The following is a 14604-nucleotide window of genomic DNA, read 5'->3' as shown; positions in this document are numbered from 1 at the left end:
TGCAATAGCAGCCGTGTGCATTTGTCGCAGCGTGCGGCCATTTGTTCGCCGTTTATTAGGTCCGTTTGCGCGAGACCAATAAACAACCGGACATAAACTCATGCTGTTGCTTGCATGGAGGGCGCTTGTCCTCGGCTTTCTGATCGCCGCTCTGGCACACGTTGCGGCGGCGATCACCGTCATGCTTTTCGAAGACCATCACACGATGGCTGCGACACTCGTGCGATCCATCCTGATCACAATCATATCCGCGCCGCTGATCTTCTATGCCCTGTGGCTGCAGGGCTCTCGGGAGCGGGAACGAAACACCTACTGACCCCTGCCACTCCCGCCAGAGGTCGCCGGCTACCATTTCCGATTGAACTCGGGGTAGTGGTTGCGAGACCTCAGCATGGGGGCGAGCCACCACGCCAGCGGAACGGTCAACGCGATACTTGTCACGATCACGACCGGCAGCAGATATTCAGCCATCGAGAACAGCGCCGGGACTGATAGAACCAGCACGGCTCCCGCTCCGAAGAGCATGGCGTTGATCGGAAGCGCGAGCATCCCTGTCATATACGTTCGAGTGCGCATCATCACCTCCTGTGGTGGTTGGTGTGCTGCATGGAAAACGTATCGCGGAGTGCCAGGTTCCAAGTTGTGATCGGTGGTTGCACCGGCGCGGATCGAACGCGCGACCTCCAGGTTATGAGCCTAGCGAGCTACCACTGCTCTACGGTGCTGTTGAAGCCAATCCCTCGTCTGTGGACCGCGCCGGCAGATCGGGCGCGCCATCCGGCACAGGGTCCTTCTCAAGATCCGCGATCAACGCCTTCATCTCGCCAATCTCGCGAACCTGCGCCTCGATGATCTCATCGGCCAGTTCGCGAACGCGCGGGTCTTTGATGTGCGCCCTTTCACTCGTCAGAATGGCGATGGAGTGATGCGGGATCATCGCCTTCATGTAGGAGACGTCATCGACCGTCTCCTGGCTACGCACCAGCCAGAGCGACAGGGCAAACGCGACAGCGCCGGCTGCCAGAATACCGATATTGGCAGTTCGGCTGTTGTACATGGCCCACATGAACGAAAGCATCACCACGGCCATGGTTGCGCCCATCAGGAGGGCCATCCAAGCACGTGTTTGGCTGAACCAGATATGATCGACAGCGTACGTGTTGAGGTACATGAGCCCGAACATGACGAGCGTCGAAGTGGCGATCATTGCGCCGAAGCGGACATAGCTCATTCTCTCCTCCACATCTCTCCACGAATGTGGGGGCAAGTCGTGAGCCGTTCGATTGTTCCAAGTTTGGTCTAAGCCGCTTCCTGCTTCCGCTTCTTGGCCTCTCTCTGCCTCCGGCGCTCATTGCGTCGATCAGACCAGGAGAAGTCCGCTGGATCGTTTGAGAAGTAGCTGGTGAACGCCTCGTCTGAGGCCCATGACGTGACGCCCCTTTCGTCAGCGCGCTCGTCTTCGATGTTGGGCTCAATATGCCCGTTTTCCGGGGGAACAGGGAACCCCTCATATTCGAGGTTATTGCAATTCTGTACACTCCTGCGAGCCAGATGTGCAAGAATTGACGAAAGAGCGCGATTTTTCCGCGCCCTTCCCGTCTTCGCCGTAATGTACTGACCGGCGCACCAGTCCTTGAAGAACAGCCGCTTGTGGTCGGCCATGCACCGCACCCAGGCGGCGAGCGCGGCTCTGTTGGCCTCGTTGTCGACCAGAGCATACCAGCCCTGCGCCTCCTCGGCTTCCGAGATGTCTCGCGCCGTGTATTCGGTTTTCTCGAAGAACTCCCGCCGATAGAGCGCATGGGCGTCCTCGTCCTCGCGGAGAAGGCGGCAGGCATCGGCCAGAGGATCGCGGCTGCGGCGCTCCCCTCGCCTGTGGCCCCAGTTCCTCATGTCGTCGTCGGAATGGACGTAGGGAAGCTGCTGGGCGCGCAGCGGGGCCGGTCCCACGCGGTTGCCCACGTTCTCGATCTCCGCCGCCCTGATAAGGCGCTCTGCGATCTCTTCGATGTTCATGTCATCCTCCGACGATCATCCAGCATGTCGAGTTGATCCGAGTTCGGACCGAAACGGCGAAACAGCCGCTCATAGACCATCCCGCCAAGGGCGAAGCGTGTCGGGACAACGCTCCTCAGTTCCTGCGCCACAAATTGCAGCTCACCGCCGGGGATCATGTCCCAGGTCTCGAGCCATGCGCTTGCGTCACGTTCGATGATGCCCTGACAGGCCCTCACCATATCCGAGACCATCCAGAAGCCGCTCTCATCCATCAAAAGCAGGTTGTTGCCGGCTTCCCTGATCGTGGTCAGCACCAATCTTACATGGGCCTCTCCAAATTTGCGGTAGATCCGATCCAGCGTCACCACTGCTCGCGTTTCTCCCACTTCGGGATAACGATGGCCATCGATGACTTTGATGCCGAATTCATCGCAAAGGCGTTGGATATGAGCTGGGATGGCTGTCACAGGCCCATCTCCTCTAGAAACGCGTCGAGACCTTCGGGCTTCTCAGGCGCAAGGAACAGTGTCTTGATCTCCCTGTCCCAATGCCTGCTGAGTTGCCATGAGAGCCGCGTCACGATGTTGTGCATCTTCACGATCTTCATCTCATCGCTGGTGCGCGTGATGCGTCGCTCCCACTTCCTGATCTCGCGCCACAGCCGTCGATGTTCTCTGCGCACGCCCTCCGGCAATGACCGGAAGCACTTGCCGCAGATCATTTCTCCGGGAAACTCATCCGCCGGGCCTGTGCGCCGGCAACGCGGGTTGATGCAGGGAGTGCGATCGCTCACGCCTTGACCACCTCCACCGGGCGTTTGCCGGCGCGATGAATGGTGCCAGCGCGCCATTCGTGCTCGGCCTTTGCTCTCGCGCTGACATAGTTGCCATTCATGTAGGCGATCAGCGCGGCCTGCGCGGCAATCTTTGCTGACCGGGCATCTGGGAAAGGCTGGGGCTCGCCCTTTTGGCAGACCGTCTGCCAAGCGCCATGCTCCCCTGCTCGGAATTGACCGATCCAGTCCATGCCAGAGCGTTTGGCGCGGGTTGCAAAACAGTTCATTTCCCGGCCCTCCTGAGAAAAGTCGCCACAAGCTTCTGCAATGCGAATATCCCCTTTTCCATATGGAAGTCGTTGATGTCCGTTCCCTCATCGGGTGGCATGAAATACGGCTTGCCGGCGGCTTCCGCGTAGTACTCGCCGGTCCCTTTCCAGCCGAACTGCTCGACGGGATTGTCATGATCGGCAGCAATGAACGTCCGGTCTTTGACCGATCGCGCAACCTGGGCAACGTTGGAGGCTGAGAAGCAGCAAAGAATGGTGTCCGCCCGGCGCAGCCCCTTGAGAGCGGCGCGAAGGGAAAGGCCGGTAGCAAGGCCCTCGCACAGCCAGGTATCAGCCCCCTTCCCGATCCGGTCGCAGGAACCACCGATCTCTCCGCCAGCAAGGAACTTCTTGGTTCCATCTTCCCAGATCAGTTGAACGCTGGTGACGCGCGACCCGAAGCGCGCCGGCATCACAATCGCTCGCTCACCGCACACCAGATAATCTCCGACATGACGCTTGAGGTATTCAGCATCGATCACCAGTGCCTTTTCGCCTGGGAAGCCTTTGCCGACCAGATACGGGTGCTGCGCTGGTTGGGCGGCGTCGACAATATTGCTTGCCGTTCTGGCTGCCCGTTCAGCCCTCGCCTTCTGACGCTCCTTTTCCGCGCGAACGTCATGGGCGATACGCCGCTGCTGCTTCACGTCCATCTGCCCCGTGAGGCTCACGGTTGCCTTTTGTCCGGTCTTCCAGTTGAAGGCGGTCACATAATGATCGGTCATCATGACGCGGCCGTCGCCCTTGCCACGCTTTCCATCCAACGTGTCTGCGAGAATCCACTTGCCGTAACCAACTGTACGCGGTGGGCGAATGCCGACCTGATCACACGCCTGAGAAAGCGCATCTTCGATATTCACGCCGCTTTCCTCCTACCTGTTTTGCGAAACCGCTTCACTTCCCGCTCGACAAGGCCCCATTGGTCTGGCTGCACCTGATCGTGAGCGCATGGAGCATCGAAAAATCCCCGTGGGAGCTTTGAGCCGGGATAAACCCCAGACCAGATACCATAGGCCCACCTGCGGGCCGCTTCCTCGCCCTTGCGGCTATTCGAGAGACAGAAGGCGAGAGCCGCATTCCAAACCCCGCGCGGGTCATTCAGACATTCTGCCCTCAGCCCTTGCCTCGGCTGGAAAGCGCCCTTGGTGCTGATCTCCAGATCAATAAGCTCGCCCTGAACAACCTGGATTTCACCGCGCTTTGGCCTCTCCCAACCGCATGCCTGACAGACATCGGATCGGGGCTCCATCTTCATCCCGCATTCACCGCAGAAGTGCGTGGCTTTCTTCTGCTCGGACGGCTCTCGAACCTCGCTATCGCGCTTCTGCGCATCCGACAGGCTGTCGACACCATACTCAAACAGCCATGCCGTATCGTCCGCAAAAGAAACTGAATTGCCGGAATGGTCGAGCCAGAGGCCGAACTCCTTGCCCGAAGAAATCCGCATTACGCGGCCCATCTCCTGAACATGGCTGGAAAAGCTCTTGCGATATGGCCGGCAGGAAATCCCACACAGCACGTCAGGCACGTCGAAGCCTTTGGTCAGAACCGCGCATGACACCAGCCCATCAATGGCGCTGTCAGGTTTGCGGAACTCTGCAATCTTCGCCCGCCGATCATCGTCGGATACGTCGAGATAGCTGATTTGCTGGAAGTTGAACCCGGCATCCGCGAACTGGCGGCAAAGCTCTTCGCCGTGCTTCACGGAAGGGGAGAAGACGATGGTTTTCACGGGTCGCCCGAAGTGCTGCCGGGTCTGCTGAACCCACGTCTTCACCACATCGCCTATGATGCGCGTACCGCGCGCGCCGGTCTCTTCCTCGTCGTATTCCCCGAAACGCGTGGTCTTCACGCCCTGCATGTCTGGCGTCACGCAGGCCTTTATCTTGAGCGGTGCCAGAGCCTTCATCTTGAGAAGCTGGTTCACGGTCGCGCTGTTGACGAGACCGTCCCAATCATCGGCCATACCTGGGGTGAAAGGCGTTGCGGTCAGTCCGATCACTTTGGCATTCTGGAGCTTCTCCACCAGATCCCGGACCGACTTATACCGGCAATGCGCTTCATCAACGATGATGAGGTCTGGAAGGTCATTGATTGAGCGTCGCGCAAGCGTCTGCGCGCTGGCGATCTGCGTCTTCTTCTCCGGTGCAGTAAGGAAGTGCTGCGCCTGAATGATCCCGTGATCGATCCCATAATCCGCGAATGAATCGCTGGTCTGGTCGATCAGCGCCACACGGTCCACGATGAACCAAGAGCGCGCGCCCTTCCTCTGGCTCTCCTTGACCAGATGCATCGCCATGACGGTCTTGCCGGCCCCGGTCGGCGCCACCAGTATCTGGCGGCGGCAGCCACCACGAATGCCATCGCGCAAGCGTTCGACGGCATCTTCCTGGTATCCGCGAAGCTCAATCTCTCTGGGTTCGGTAAAGAGGTTCAAGCCGCCCTCCTTTCCGGTGCTTCGTCAATGATCCTCCCGCACTGCGAGATGAACCATGACCAGTCCACATCATCGACGCCATCAGGCCGATGCTGGATGCAGAAGGTTGCGAATTTCTCAGCCCATTCACGTGGTACGCCACCATCGAACTCGATGATTGCTGCGCGCTCTTCGAATGCAGCTTCCTGATCGAGGTACTCGGCAATCGCCTTGCCATTGCGCTTGATGAACTCCATCGCTCCCTCTGGAAGCTTTCGGGCGTTCACAAGTTTCAGCTTGCCGCTATCGATCATGATATTCGAACCATGGGAGCGAATGCGGGCGATGAGGTCTTCGACCTTAGCCATTGACGACCTCCCCCGTTTCGATGTCGAACACGACGTCATTGGAATAGCCAAGCTTGATCGCCTCGGCCTTCCAGAACTTCGATGATTTCATCCACGAGGCTTTGTCTTCGCTCTCGCGATAGAGCCTCGTTTCGAGAACACGGATTTCTTCATCCTTGCCGGCAATGATTTCCTCGAAACCACCGGCCTTGTATTCGGCCTCCATCTTCGAGAACTTCGCGACAGTCTCTTTCAGCGCCGCGTTCTCTTCCTCCAAAAGACGGTTCGCTTCTTCAAGCTCTGTAAGGCGGTCCTCCGGCGAAAGGCCATTATCAGAACTCTGCCTCTGTCTGGCGGCTATGGCCTCCTGCTTTCTGGCCTCGTGCTGCTTGATGCTGTCTGGGAGTGCCGCCGCGTTCTGCTCGCGTTGCCGGTCGAGCTCGGCCTGCTTCTCTGCCTTCTCGGCCTTGGCCTTTTCCTTCTCCGCGCGCTTCGCTTCTGCGATGGCCTTCTCGGCCGCCCTGTCTGGCTCCTGCCCCGCCTCGACGCGACTGCGGATTTCTTCCTTTATTTCCGGCAACTTAGACTTTATTTCTCTAGCGTCACGTTCGGAAATTTGTGTACCATGGTTCACATTTCCGCCTGCCGCTTCTTCAATCGCGCGGATCACCCGCCCCTGATCGAGAAGCTGGTATGACCGCCGCCGCGACATATCGAATTCAGTCTGCACGTAGGCTTCCCAGGTCTTGTAGCCCAAAGCCTTCCATGCCTTGCGCTCGTAAGCCCGCAGGACCAGTTCATAGGTCTTCTCAATGGAATCCCTGATCCGGTCGGTGATCTCCTTTGCTTCCTGCTTGGTGAGGTCGGCAGACACTGCCCCGCTTTTCATCTCAATCACGCTGCAATCTCCTTGATCTCAATTCTGACGTTGCCGCCCTTCACCGGTTCGGAAATCACTGGCGGCATTGTGCGGAACATCCGGTCATCAACTCCAAGCGCATCGGCTATGCCGTCGCGGTAGGCCTTGATCGACGCCATGAGGTTGTCGTCGTCGTACCGGTATCGGGCTGGCGGCGAGAACGTGGCCTGAAAGGACAGAGCGTCAGCGGTGATCGGGCCGATCTGGCGGGCATGGGATGACGTGACCGCCCTCGCCTCGCGTCTGGCCTTCTTCACCGATGCGGCTTTCACCATGCGATGAGGTCTTCCGTTCGGGCTGAGGTTCTTGCTGGGCCATGGAAGGTCGAGAATGAGTGCCATCACGCTGCCTCCGTTTGATAATCTTCGGGGCGTTCAAGCCGTTTCCGGCATGGCGGGATCCACTGGAACCGAGTATCCGTTTCACCATCGATCCAGACCAGCCAACAATAGGCTGTGGCCGTTGAACCTTTCGGCTCCAGCCGACCTTTGACCATGACGACGCGCTCAGTGAATTGCGCGATGATCGATGGTGGATTGACCGAAAACAGGCCGTTGAAACGTCCCACGCCTTCCAGAAAGGCGCTGCGCACGATCATCGCGAACCCGTGCCGCGCGATCTGCGAAGACCGATCAATGAACTGCTGGGCCAGCCGGAACGGCGGATTGGTGATGATCCAATCGACCTTCCTGACATCACCCGGGAAAAGGAAATCGAGGATCACATGCCCGGTGCCATAGTCGTGGACATCGGATGCCACCACTTCTCGGAAGAACTCGCCAAGAGGCCGCGCCATATGACCGCGATTGCAAGCCGGCTCCCAGCACGATTGATCCGACACAGGACCGGTCATCGGCATAATGACGTGTTTCAGAAGCGCTCGCGTTGCCCATGGTGGTGTCGGGAAATCGTCAAGACTATCGTTCGGCTCTGAGCGCTGCTGCATGACTGCGGAAGACGTATTCTGCGCCATCACTCCCCTCCCCACATAGCCGCGCCAAGGATGAGAATGCCCGCAATGGCGATGGTCCAGTTCACGATCATGAAACGGGTGCGCTCGGTCATGCTGCGGCCCTCGCTTCTTCAAGGGCATACCCGCCCCACTGATCGGCCATGGCGGCCGCGATGCCGGGGAAGAAGCGAGAACGCTCTTTCTGCCGGTCGGGCCCGGGCGGCATCCGCCAGACGCGATGGGTCAAGTTCTCCGGTTTCTTGTGGTGTAAAGGGACCAGCGACGGCAGGCCCTTCAACCAGAGACAAGTGCGCTTGGCCTCTGGATCACCGAACTGCCACGGCTGGACGGATTGCGTATGTTCCTGAAAGCCCTTGATCCGCTCTTTGGCATGCTTGTGCATGACCGGGTTCTCGACTGCGATACGATCGATTGGAGCATTCCAGAGATCGGAGAACAGCGCCGCGCCTTCATCAAGCTCTGCCCACATCTCTTCTCGGGTGCGACCGGGCGGCGGAGTATGCAGCCAGCGGACTCCGCTATTGCAAAGCCGGGTGCATGGCGGGTGTGCGACAATGAGCAAGTCCCATCCGTCATTCAGGATGTCCCGAACATCGCCCCGGATATGCCGGTTGCTTCCATCCTCAGAAGGGAGAAGGTCGCAGGACCAGGCATCGTGGCCGCGCTGCAGAAAGGCATTGCGGACGGTCCCAGAGAACTCGCACGCGATCAGAACTTTGAGTGGATTGTTCATTCCGTCCCCATCCTCGATTTAAGGGGGTTCGCCGATAACCCCGGCGCAACGGTTATCGTCTGACGGACCAGACCATCAGGGCGACCGCGAAGGCGAAGCCAACGGCAGCAAATGCCTCCGGCCAGTTCATTTCAGTCATGTCTCTTCCCTTTCCGGCGATGCCATTTCAGGCACACCCATTCCGACACCCTCCAGAGGGCGCTCTTGATCCACCGCATTGGTTTGTCCCGTAAGTCCCAGCCGCTCGGCCCTCATGGAGCGGGCGGCTTCCTCGTTGCGCTCGCAAGCGCGCTCGTAGGCCGCACGGAGGCGCATGTACGCCTCGCCCGACACATCGTTCATGGTCTGCCAGCGGTCCCAAATTCGCTTGGCATATGAACGCTCGATCCCTGCCGAATGCGCCGCCCTGTCGCGGGCCGCGCCCCAGGTATCTCCCCGGCCTCTGTGATGAAGCTGGGCGAGTGCATTCAGGAAACTCGCACTCTGTTGAACAGCGGTACTCATGACGCCTCCGCCACGTTTTGTGTCGTTCTCGACACATCTTTTGTCGGACATGGAACACCTTCACGCGTACGTTTCTTTGCGTGGAAGGCGGTTTCATCCTGCCTCCATGGGGCGAACGGCCCCTTGAAATCGAAAGCAGGAATGAAAGAGGTGAAGGATGCGCACTCGACGGAATAGCCAAACTCAGACGGATGCGCGTCAGCTTGATTTGTTCGAAGGTGAGCGGAGGTCATTTGCGCCCCCGCTGAAACGGGCTCATGGCAATGGCGGCGGCAACCGCCAGAAGCCAGAGCACACAGACGACGATTTCGCGCGGGCCCGTGGGTACATTCCGCCCATAGGCGTCCCGGCCTACAGAGGCCACCGCGCCAATCACGCCTAGGATATAGAGGGAGATCGCGAGGATCGTCATACGGACTGCTCCGCGAACGGGCCATCAGCGTTTCTCAGAACGCGCTCAACATCATGGGGAGCGCAGGGCTTGCCGGTTTCGCGCCGGATAGTTCTCGCAATATGCGTGGGCGTCTGACCGCGCCGCGCAGCCGCGAGCATCAGGTCGGTATCGGCCACGGTCCATTTGAGATTGAGGTACCAGGTCATGACGCCTCCGCAAGGATCGGCGCCAACCCCTCGGCGGTCCGGAACTCGTCGACCAATTCCAGCACCTGCCGCCATGCAACGACCTTCGGGCGTCCGCGCCCGTTGCTGATGCTGTACTTGGCCCTCTGGAAATTCAGGCGATAGCCCCATTCCTCCAAGTAGGCCTTGATCGAGAGGTAGTCCGTATTGTCGCCTCTCTCGAACCTGCGAGGCTCGCCATGCTTTGCCTTCCAATCCGCGATCAGGAAATCAACATCATGAGAGAAGACGCGCGGGGCCGGCTTTGCAGTGCTCTTCGGTTTGGCCGGACGCACAGGCTGCACCTTCACCGGGCGCAATCTCTTACGCGGACCACCAGTGGCGGAGAACTTGACACCGGTACGGGTGGCGCGGCCAAGGACGGCATTGCGCGACCGGCCAAGGGCATTTCCCACATCCGTGGCAGATCGACCGGCCAGCGCCATCTCACGCATCAGGCGATCATCTTCCGTGGTCCAGCCTTTGCGGATGGGTGCCGGAGAGTCAGTGAATTCGTTGGCGGCGCGCAGCGATTTGCGGTGATGGGTAACGCCTTCGGCGTCCCGGCCTCTGACGGGAATTCCGGTCCCGTCAGATTTTTGCGCCCGCAGAGCATCGCTGCTTGGTGTGCCCGGTATGCCGCCGGATACCGTGGGAGAGTGCGGGCCGGGGAAATTCGTGAGGTTCTCGAAAGTCATCCCGCAATCCTCTCGATCCAGTCGATAACGCCAGAAACCGCAAGCCAGATCGCAGCCCAGCCCGCCAACGAGCAAAGGCCAACGGCGAGTAGGACAACCCAGGCAATGAGAAGCTGGGGAGAGATCAGATGACGAATGGGTGCCGAGGGGGCGTCATGGGGGGACCGGGTAGCCCCCTCGGCTGTAGCCGCGCGGAGGGGAAAAGCGCGGCGTTCTTGTGTCTGGTGGGAGGTCATGCGGCGGCTCCCATGATGGTGCGCGCGTCGAAATCATCCCAAGGAGCGATATCTTGAACCGCAGCCCGGATCTGATCACGAACAACCAGCTTCTCGACAACGGGCTTGCTTCCGACTGCCAGGTTGCAGGGCTCGCAGGCGATGCCGAGGTTGAACTCGTGGTTCGGCCCACCCTTCGAGATCGGAACGAAATGCTCGAGCGTCGAGCTTTCACGCGTGACGAATTGCCCGCAGTAGCAGCAGCAGGCGTAGCCAGTTTCCCGCTCCAGCCGGTCAATGATCGAATTGCGCAGAGCCGCGCCGTTCTGCCGGCGCATCTTCTGGATGGCCTGTTCGCCCCCTGCCCCGGTCTCATCGAGGAACTGGCGATAATCCGCCCTCGTTTCGTCGGAGACCGTCAGCTTCCCCTTCTTGTTGCGGTAGATGATCAGGGGCGACTTGCCGGTGAGACGGTAGCGGAGAACTTCCCACTCGCTGGTGGGTGCATCGACGCTGCCGCCCTGTGCTTCGATCCATTCAGCAAAAGCGCGGAGCTTGAACGTGGTGGGCTGTATATCGCTCATGCCGTTGTCTCCGCGTCTGCGGACACGGCCTCGGCCAAAGCCTCAAGCGTCACGCCCTCAAAACCGCGATCGCCCGCTTTCCGAACGATGCAGGTCCAATACATCGGCGGGATCGATGCCCGCCTGCGCATGGCTTTTGCTGTCCCGTATGCAACCGAAAGGTCGTCCGCAAACTCGGAAAGCGATGGCCAGAGATTGATGATGTCCGCGTGTGTCATGCCGCATAGGGTACATAACATACCCTCACTGTCAAGCAGGAAAGGCATTACTTGTACCCGATTGAGCGGGTATTTTTTGCACCATGGCGAGTAACGAAGAAAAACGACTGAGAGAAGAACGCGCGCAGCGCTTGGTCTGGGCACGGAAGCGCGCGGAATATTCGGGGCCGACCGCTGTAGCGAACAAGCTCGGGATCAACGTCAACAGCTATAAGGCTTATGAGCAGGGGCGAAACGGGTTCGGGCTGGATGACGCCCGTAAATTCGCTGCGCTGTTCAACGTGTCACTGCAATGGCTGAATTACGGAACAGGGAATCCGGATGATGACGACATCCCTGCCGAGACAGCATTCGTTCACGCGCCGCTGATTTCGTGGGTTAGCGCGGGTGCACTGTTGCAGTCGGATACCGTCACCCACTTCGATGACGAACCGATGGTTTACGCCCCCGACCTAGATCCAAGCGGCGATTGGGTTGCGCTTCGTGTCGATGGCGATTCCATGAACCGCATATCGCCTCACGACAGCATCATTTTCGTGAACCGGAACGACAAGCGCCTTGTCCCGAACGCCTGTTACGTCATCGGAGACGGGAACGGCGGCGCGACCTACAAGCGCTTTCGCCCGCCAAATAGGTGGGAGCCTGTTTCGACCAATGAGGAACATAAGCCGTTCGAGCTTCCGGTCGGCGTTGAGCCGGACATCATCGGACGTGTGCGCAAAACGATCTTATCGATGTGAATGGGAGAGATAATTCATGCGGGGGATTGCAATGAAGCGGCTTATCTTAGCCGGCGCGCTATTCGCGGCATGCACAACAACAGCCATCAGCGAAGAGATGAAGGAAGGCTGGGGCCTTCAGTTCCGCCAAGACACGTTCGACAAAAGCGTTTTGCCGCTTGCGATGATGTCTGAATCCGGTGACGGGTTTGACAAAGCACTGATCGCTTTCGCATGCGCCTCGTCGGGCGACTTGGTGTCGTTTTTCCAGCCCGAGCGCTTCATGATGTTCGTTCAAACCGCGAAGGCGACATTCCGCCATGGGGACCAGACCTTGGATTTCACATTCACGGCCGGCGAGGTTCCTCACTTTGGGAAGAGGCTTATCGCCAGCCCCGAAGATTCCGTCTCAATTGTCGAGATATTTGAAGCGGCGAGCGGTGCCGACGTACCATTCCGGACCGAGAAGAAACAGGGCGTCTTTACGTCGGTCGGCTCAAAACAGACCTTCGAGATAATGCGCTCACTCTGCGGAGAATAAGCGTCATGAGAAAACCCAAGCCTCCCCGCGAACGCGCCGCCCGCGCCTTGTGCACGTCCCGTGGACTGCCAGAGAACACGAAGTTCGAAGGCCGGCCAATGTGGGAAAGTCTCCTGCCGGAGGTCGACATCGTTCTCAAGGCCGCGCTGACGCCAGAAGAGTGGGAGCGCATCCGAGAGGGAGGCGAGAGCCATGACTGACAAGCTCGCTGACGAACTGCTGAAAGCAGCTGACACGCTGCACGACTTCACGCCTGTCGAGATCCAGGTGCTGTTGCGGCGCGCGGCTCTGCGCCTTCAAGGCAAGCTCGTCAAAGCCGGTGACCTCACCCTGATTTCAGAGGTGGCCGATCTGGCGGATGAGTTCGCGAAGGAAAACGAGATGAGCCGGGATGAAGCCGTTAACGCGATCATACTGGATTGGGGAATCGGAGCCGGTCTGATCGAGATCGATGATCTGGATGAGGAAGACGAATAGGGGGAGCGTCGTGGATCGCAAGAAGCCAAAGCAAGAGCAGAGGGAGATGAACTGGCTCCTGCTCTTCATGTCCGTCGTGATCGCCGCAGCCTTCGTCTGGGTGGTCTATGAGGTTTTCCATCTGGCGCTAACACCAGCCGGCGAATAGGGAGGGGAGATGGAAGACGAACCGCTGCCATCGAGCGATATGGAAGAAAAAACTTTCCGGTTTTGGCAATGGAATGGCGATCTGCCGGCACCGCAATTCACGCACTGGCCCCCTGAAGGAACGATCATTCTTCGCGCAGCGACACCGGGGACAACTTCCGAAGTGATCTGGCGACCGAAAGATGGTCCAGAAGTGCACGCCGGATATGGTGGGCCTCACGCTTCAAGCGCAGCGATGTTGATTGCGAAGGGCGGCCACGACAAGGATGCCGGCTATCCTCTCTCACAGATCGCCCCGCAATACCTGGAGGAATGGAACAATCTAGGAGGATGACACCTGCTCGTCTTCCCACCGCTTGGCCCGCAATTGTTCGAGATCGGGGCACGCAGCCGAATACAACAGATGGCTCGTCACGCCTTGAAGGATGCCGATATCGTACAGCGACATCGTGATTTCGATCTCGCCTTCGTTGCCAGTGAATACCAGACGGTGCGTCCCGTCTTTGCATGGCCCCGCCATGGTCCAATGAGCTTTGGTGAGTGACTTCCTGCTCGTAGCGCCCTTCCCTTCTACGTTTGAGAGGTAGGCCCTAGAGATATAATACTCCCTCTCCAGAGCCCTATAACCCTAATCATAAACTACCGTTATTATGATCTACCGTTATTAGGGGTATCACTGGTGACACCCAGTCTAGGGATCACTGGTGATACTTAGGACGCCCACGGGAAGATCAGAAAATAGTGGTTCACCGCCCTATTCCTTCGACCCCGCGTCACCTTTTCGAGGTCAATCAGCCCTTCCTCTCGAAGCTTCTTGATTGACCGCTTCACTGTCGCAACGCCCAGCCCCAGATCCTTAGCGATTGTCGTCTGCTGGTGCTTCGTGTGGTTGTCCCGCCGGTTCATGTGCATGGCGATGAAGATGCCGACCCGCTGGCAATCGGCAGTCAGGTAATCCCGCCCCAGAACGTGCCTGATCCATTCATCCCGGTTTCGATACCATCGCCCCGCCGGTGTGAGTTCCGTCTCGTCGTTCATTGATTATTCCTGAAATTCTGTCGCTCGCGCCATCGCGAGACACGCCCATTTGTACGGCGCGATTCCTCCCCTGTCAAAAATCGGGTACGATTTGTATCTTTTTAGCTTGACGCTATTGGGTACGATATGTACCTTCACGATACTGCAGCACGAAGAAGCGCTTCCGCGCCGATCTGCCGGACACGATGGAGAGGAAGAGAACGATGAGCCGATACGACTTCTGCCACACGATCCAAGACGAGAAGCTTGGAATTGGCGTCGTCTACGACCTGGAATGCGAGGTTGAGCTTTCCGTCGAACTGGATGCGGGCGTCCCAATGGTTTCGGTGGATGCCGTCTACGTGGACGGAAAGAA

Annotated in this window: 26 protein-coding genes and 1 tRNA gene; 6 read left to right on the top strand and 21 right to left on the bottom strand. The window is 58.8% G+C overall.

Going from position 1 to position 14604, the window contains the following annotated elements:
* The first annotated feature begins 100 nt into the window (after positions 1-100).
* On the top strand, positions 101-316 hold the full coding sequence (locus tag JYP46_RS19225; protein ID WP_206549025.1) for a hypothetical protein: 216 nt from the start codon (positions 101-103) through the stop codon (positions 314-316).
* Positions 317-345: 29 nt separating this feature from the next.
* Here the strand turns inward: JYP46_RS19225 and JYP46_RS19220 are convergent, their stop codons facing one another.
* The 20 genes from JYP46_RS19220 to JYP46_RS19125 all read right to left on the bottom strand — a co-directional run bounded on the left by JYP46_RS19220 (position 346) and on the right by JYP46_RS19125 (position 11327).
* Positions 346-576, bottom strand: coding sequence for a hypothetical protein (locus JYP46_RS19220; RefSeq protein ID WP_244974890.1), 231 nt, complete (start codon positions 574-576; stop codon positions 346-348).
* Positions 577-650: 74 nt separating this feature from the next.
* A tRNA-Met gene (locus tag JYP46_RS19215) sits at positions 651-725 on the bottom strand.
* Positions 716-1231, bottom strand: coding sequence for a DUF305 domain-containing protein (locus JYP46_RS19210; protein ID WP_206549023.1), 516 nt, complete (start codon positions 1229-1231; stop codon positions 716-718). Before JYP46_RS19210 ends, JYP46_RS19215 begins: the two co-directional genes overlap by 10 nt.
* Before the next feature lie 68 nt (positions 1232-1299).
* Positions 1300-2016 carry a hypothetical protein gene (locus JYP46_RS19205; protein ID WP_206549022.1) on the bottom strand — a complete coding sequence of 239 codons (717 nt, stop codon included), beginning with the start codon at positions 2014-2016 and terminating at the stop codon, positions 1300-1302.
* Positions 2013-2465, bottom strand: coding sequence for a hypothetical protein (locus tag JYP46_RS19200; protein ID WP_222474264.1), 453 nt, complete (start codon positions 2463-2465; stop codon positions 2013-2015). Before JYP46_RS19200 ends, JYP46_RS19205 begins: the two co-directional genes overlap by 4 nt.
* Positions 2462-2791 (bottom strand): hypothetical protein, encoded by a 330-nt coding sequence (locus JYP46_RS19195; protein ID WP_206549021.1) that lies wholly within the window; start codon positions 2789-2791, stop codon positions 2462-2464. Before JYP46_RS19195 ends, JYP46_RS19200 begins: the two co-directional genes overlap by 4 nt.
* Positions 2788-3060, bottom strand: a complete 273-nt coding sequence (locus JYP46_RS19190) for a hypothetical protein (RefSeq protein ID WP_206549020.1) — start codon at positions 3058-3060, stop codon at positions 2788-2790. The genes JYP46_RS19195 and JYP46_RS19190 overlap by 4 nt, the downstream gene beginning before the upstream one ends.
* Positions 3057-3962 (bottom strand): toprim domain-containing protein, encoded by a 906-nt coding sequence (locus tag JYP46_RS22285; RefSeq protein ID WP_206549019.1) that lies wholly within the window; start codon positions 3960-3962, stop codon positions 3057-3059. The genes JYP46_RS19190 and JYP46_RS22285 overlap by 4 nt, the downstream gene beginning before the upstream one ends.
* Positions 3959-5539, bottom strand: coding sequence for a DEAD/DEAH box helicase (locus JYP46_RS19180; RefSeq protein WP_206549018.1), 1581 nt, complete (start codon positions 5537-5539; stop codon positions 3959-3961). The genes JYP46_RS22285 and JYP46_RS19180 overlap by 4 nt, the downstream gene beginning before the upstream one ends.
* The gene (locus tag JYP46_RS19175; RefSeq protein WP_206549017.1) at positions 5536-5886 is read right to left on the bottom strand and encodes a hypothetical protein; all 351 of its coding nucleotides are present in this window, start codon (positions 5884-5886) and stop codon (positions 5536-5538) included. The genes JYP46_RS19180 and JYP46_RS19175 overlap by 4 nt, the downstream gene beginning before the upstream one ends.
* Entirely contained in the window at positions 5879-6763 is an 885-nt protein-coding gene (locus JYP46_RS19170) for a hypothetical protein (RefSeq protein WP_206549016.1), read from the bottom strand. The genes JYP46_RS19175 and JYP46_RS19170 overlap by 8 nt, the downstream gene beginning before the upstream one ends.
* Positions 6760-7125, bottom strand: coding sequence for a hypothetical protein (locus tag JYP46_RS19165; RefSeq protein ID WP_206549015.1), 366 nt, complete (start codon positions 7123-7125; stop codon positions 6760-6762). Before JYP46_RS19165 ends, JYP46_RS19170 begins: the two co-directional genes overlap by 4 nt.
* Positions 7125-7757, bottom strand: coding sequence for a methyltransferase (locus tag JYP46_RS19160; protein WP_206549014.1), 633 nt, complete (start codon positions 7755-7757; stop codon positions 7125-7127). The genes JYP46_RS19165 and JYP46_RS19160 overlap by 1 nt, the downstream gene beginning before the upstream one ends.
* Before the next feature lie 88 nt (positions 7758-7845).
* On the bottom strand, positions 7846-8490 hold the full coding sequence (locus JYP46_RS19155; RefSeq protein WP_206549013.1) for a hypothetical protein: 645 nt from the start codon (positions 8488-8490) through the stop codon (positions 7846-7848).
* Between the two features lie 135 nt (positions 8491-8625).
* Positions 8626-9045 carry a hypothetical protein gene (locus tag JYP46_RS19150; protein WP_206549012.1) on the bottom strand — a complete coding sequence of 140 codons (420 nt, stop codon included), beginning with the start codon at positions 9043-9045 and terminating at the stop codon, positions 8626-8628.
* Between the two features lie 178 nt (positions 9046-9223).
* Entirely contained in the window at positions 9224-9406 is a 183-nt protein-coding gene (locus tag JYP46_RS19145; protein WP_206549011.1) for a hypothetical protein, read from the bottom strand.
* Positions 9403-9594, bottom strand: a complete 192-nt coding sequence (locus tag JYP46_RS19140; protein ID WP_206549010.1) for a hypothetical protein — start codon at positions 9592-9594, stop codon at positions 9403-9405. Before JYP46_RS19140 ends, JYP46_RS19145 begins: the two co-directional genes overlap by 4 nt.
* Positions 9591-10310: a hypothetical protein gene (locus JYP46_RS19135; RefSeq protein WP_206549009.1), complete on the bottom strand. Its 720-nt coding sequence runs from the start codon at positions 10308-10310 to the stop codon at positions 9591-9593. The genes JYP46_RS19140 and JYP46_RS19135 overlap by 4 nt, the downstream gene beginning before the upstream one ends.
* A 232-nt stretch (positions 10311-10542) precedes the next feature.
* The gene (locus tag JYP46_RS19130) at positions 10543-11109 is read right to left on the bottom strand and encodes an HNH endonuclease (protein ID WP_206549008.1); all 567 of its coding nucleotides are present in this window, start codon (positions 11107-11109) and stop codon (positions 10543-10545) included.
* Positions 11106-11327, bottom strand: coding sequence for a hypothetical protein (locus JYP46_RS19125; RefSeq protein WP_206549007.1), 222 nt, complete (start codon positions 11325-11327; stop codon positions 11106-11108). The genes JYP46_RS19130 and JYP46_RS19125 overlap by 4 nt, the downstream gene beginning before the upstream one ends.
* An 83-nt stretch (positions 11328-11410) precedes the next feature.
* On the opposite strand from JYP46_RS19125, the gene JYP46_RS19120 reads away from it, so the two are divergent.
* The 5 genes from JYP46_RS19120 to JYP46_RS19100 all read left to right on the top strand — a co-directional run bounded on the left by JYP46_RS19120 (position 11411) and on the right by JYP46_RS19100 (position 13545).
* Entirely contained in the window at positions 11411-12067 is a 657-nt protein-coding gene (locus JYP46_RS19120) for a helix-turn-helix domain-containing protein (protein ID WP_206549006.1), read from the top strand.
* Between the two features lie 31 nt (positions 12068-12098).
* Positions 12099-12587, top strand: coding sequence for a hypothetical protein (locus JYP46_RS19115; protein WP_206549005.1), 489 nt, complete (start codon positions 12099-12101; stop codon positions 12585-12587).
* Between the two features lie 5 nt (positions 12588-12592).
* Positions 12593-12787 (top strand): hypothetical protein, encoded by a 195-nt coding sequence (locus tag JYP46_RS19110; protein WP_206549004.1) that lies wholly within the window; start codon positions 12593-12595, stop codon positions 12785-12787.
* On the top strand, positions 12780-13064 hold the full coding sequence (locus JYP46_RS19105; RefSeq protein ID WP_206549003.1) for a hypothetical protein: 285 nt from the start codon (positions 12780-12782) through the stop codon (positions 13062-13064). Before JYP46_RS19110 ends, JYP46_RS19105 begins: the two co-directional genes overlap by 8 nt.
* Before the next feature lie 157 nt (positions 13065-13221).
* A complete protein-coding gene (locus JYP46_RS19100; RefSeq protein ID WP_206549002.1) occupies positions 13222-13545 on the top strand; it encodes a hypothetical protein in 324 nt (107 codons plus the stop codon).
* A 377-nt stretch (positions 13546-13922) separates the two neighbouring features.
* On the opposite strand, the gene JYP46_RS19095 is transcribed toward JYP46_RS19100, so the two are convergent.
* Positions 13923-14249 carry a helix-turn-helix domain-containing protein gene (locus JYP46_RS19095; protein WP_206549001.1) on the bottom strand — a complete coding sequence of 109 codons (327 nt, stop codon included), beginning with the start codon at positions 14247-14249 and terminating at the stop codon, positions 13923-13925.
* Positions 14250-14604 lie beyond the last annotated feature (355 nt).

The organism is Nitratireductor aquimarinus, assembly GCF_017255295.1.
In the GTDB taxonomy this organism is placed as follows: domain Bacteria; phylum Pseudomonadota; class Alphaproteobacteria; order Rhizobiales; family Rhizobiaceae; genus Nitratireductor; species Nitratireductor aquimarinus.
This window is presented reverse-complemented; position numbering and strand designations above follow the sequence as displayed.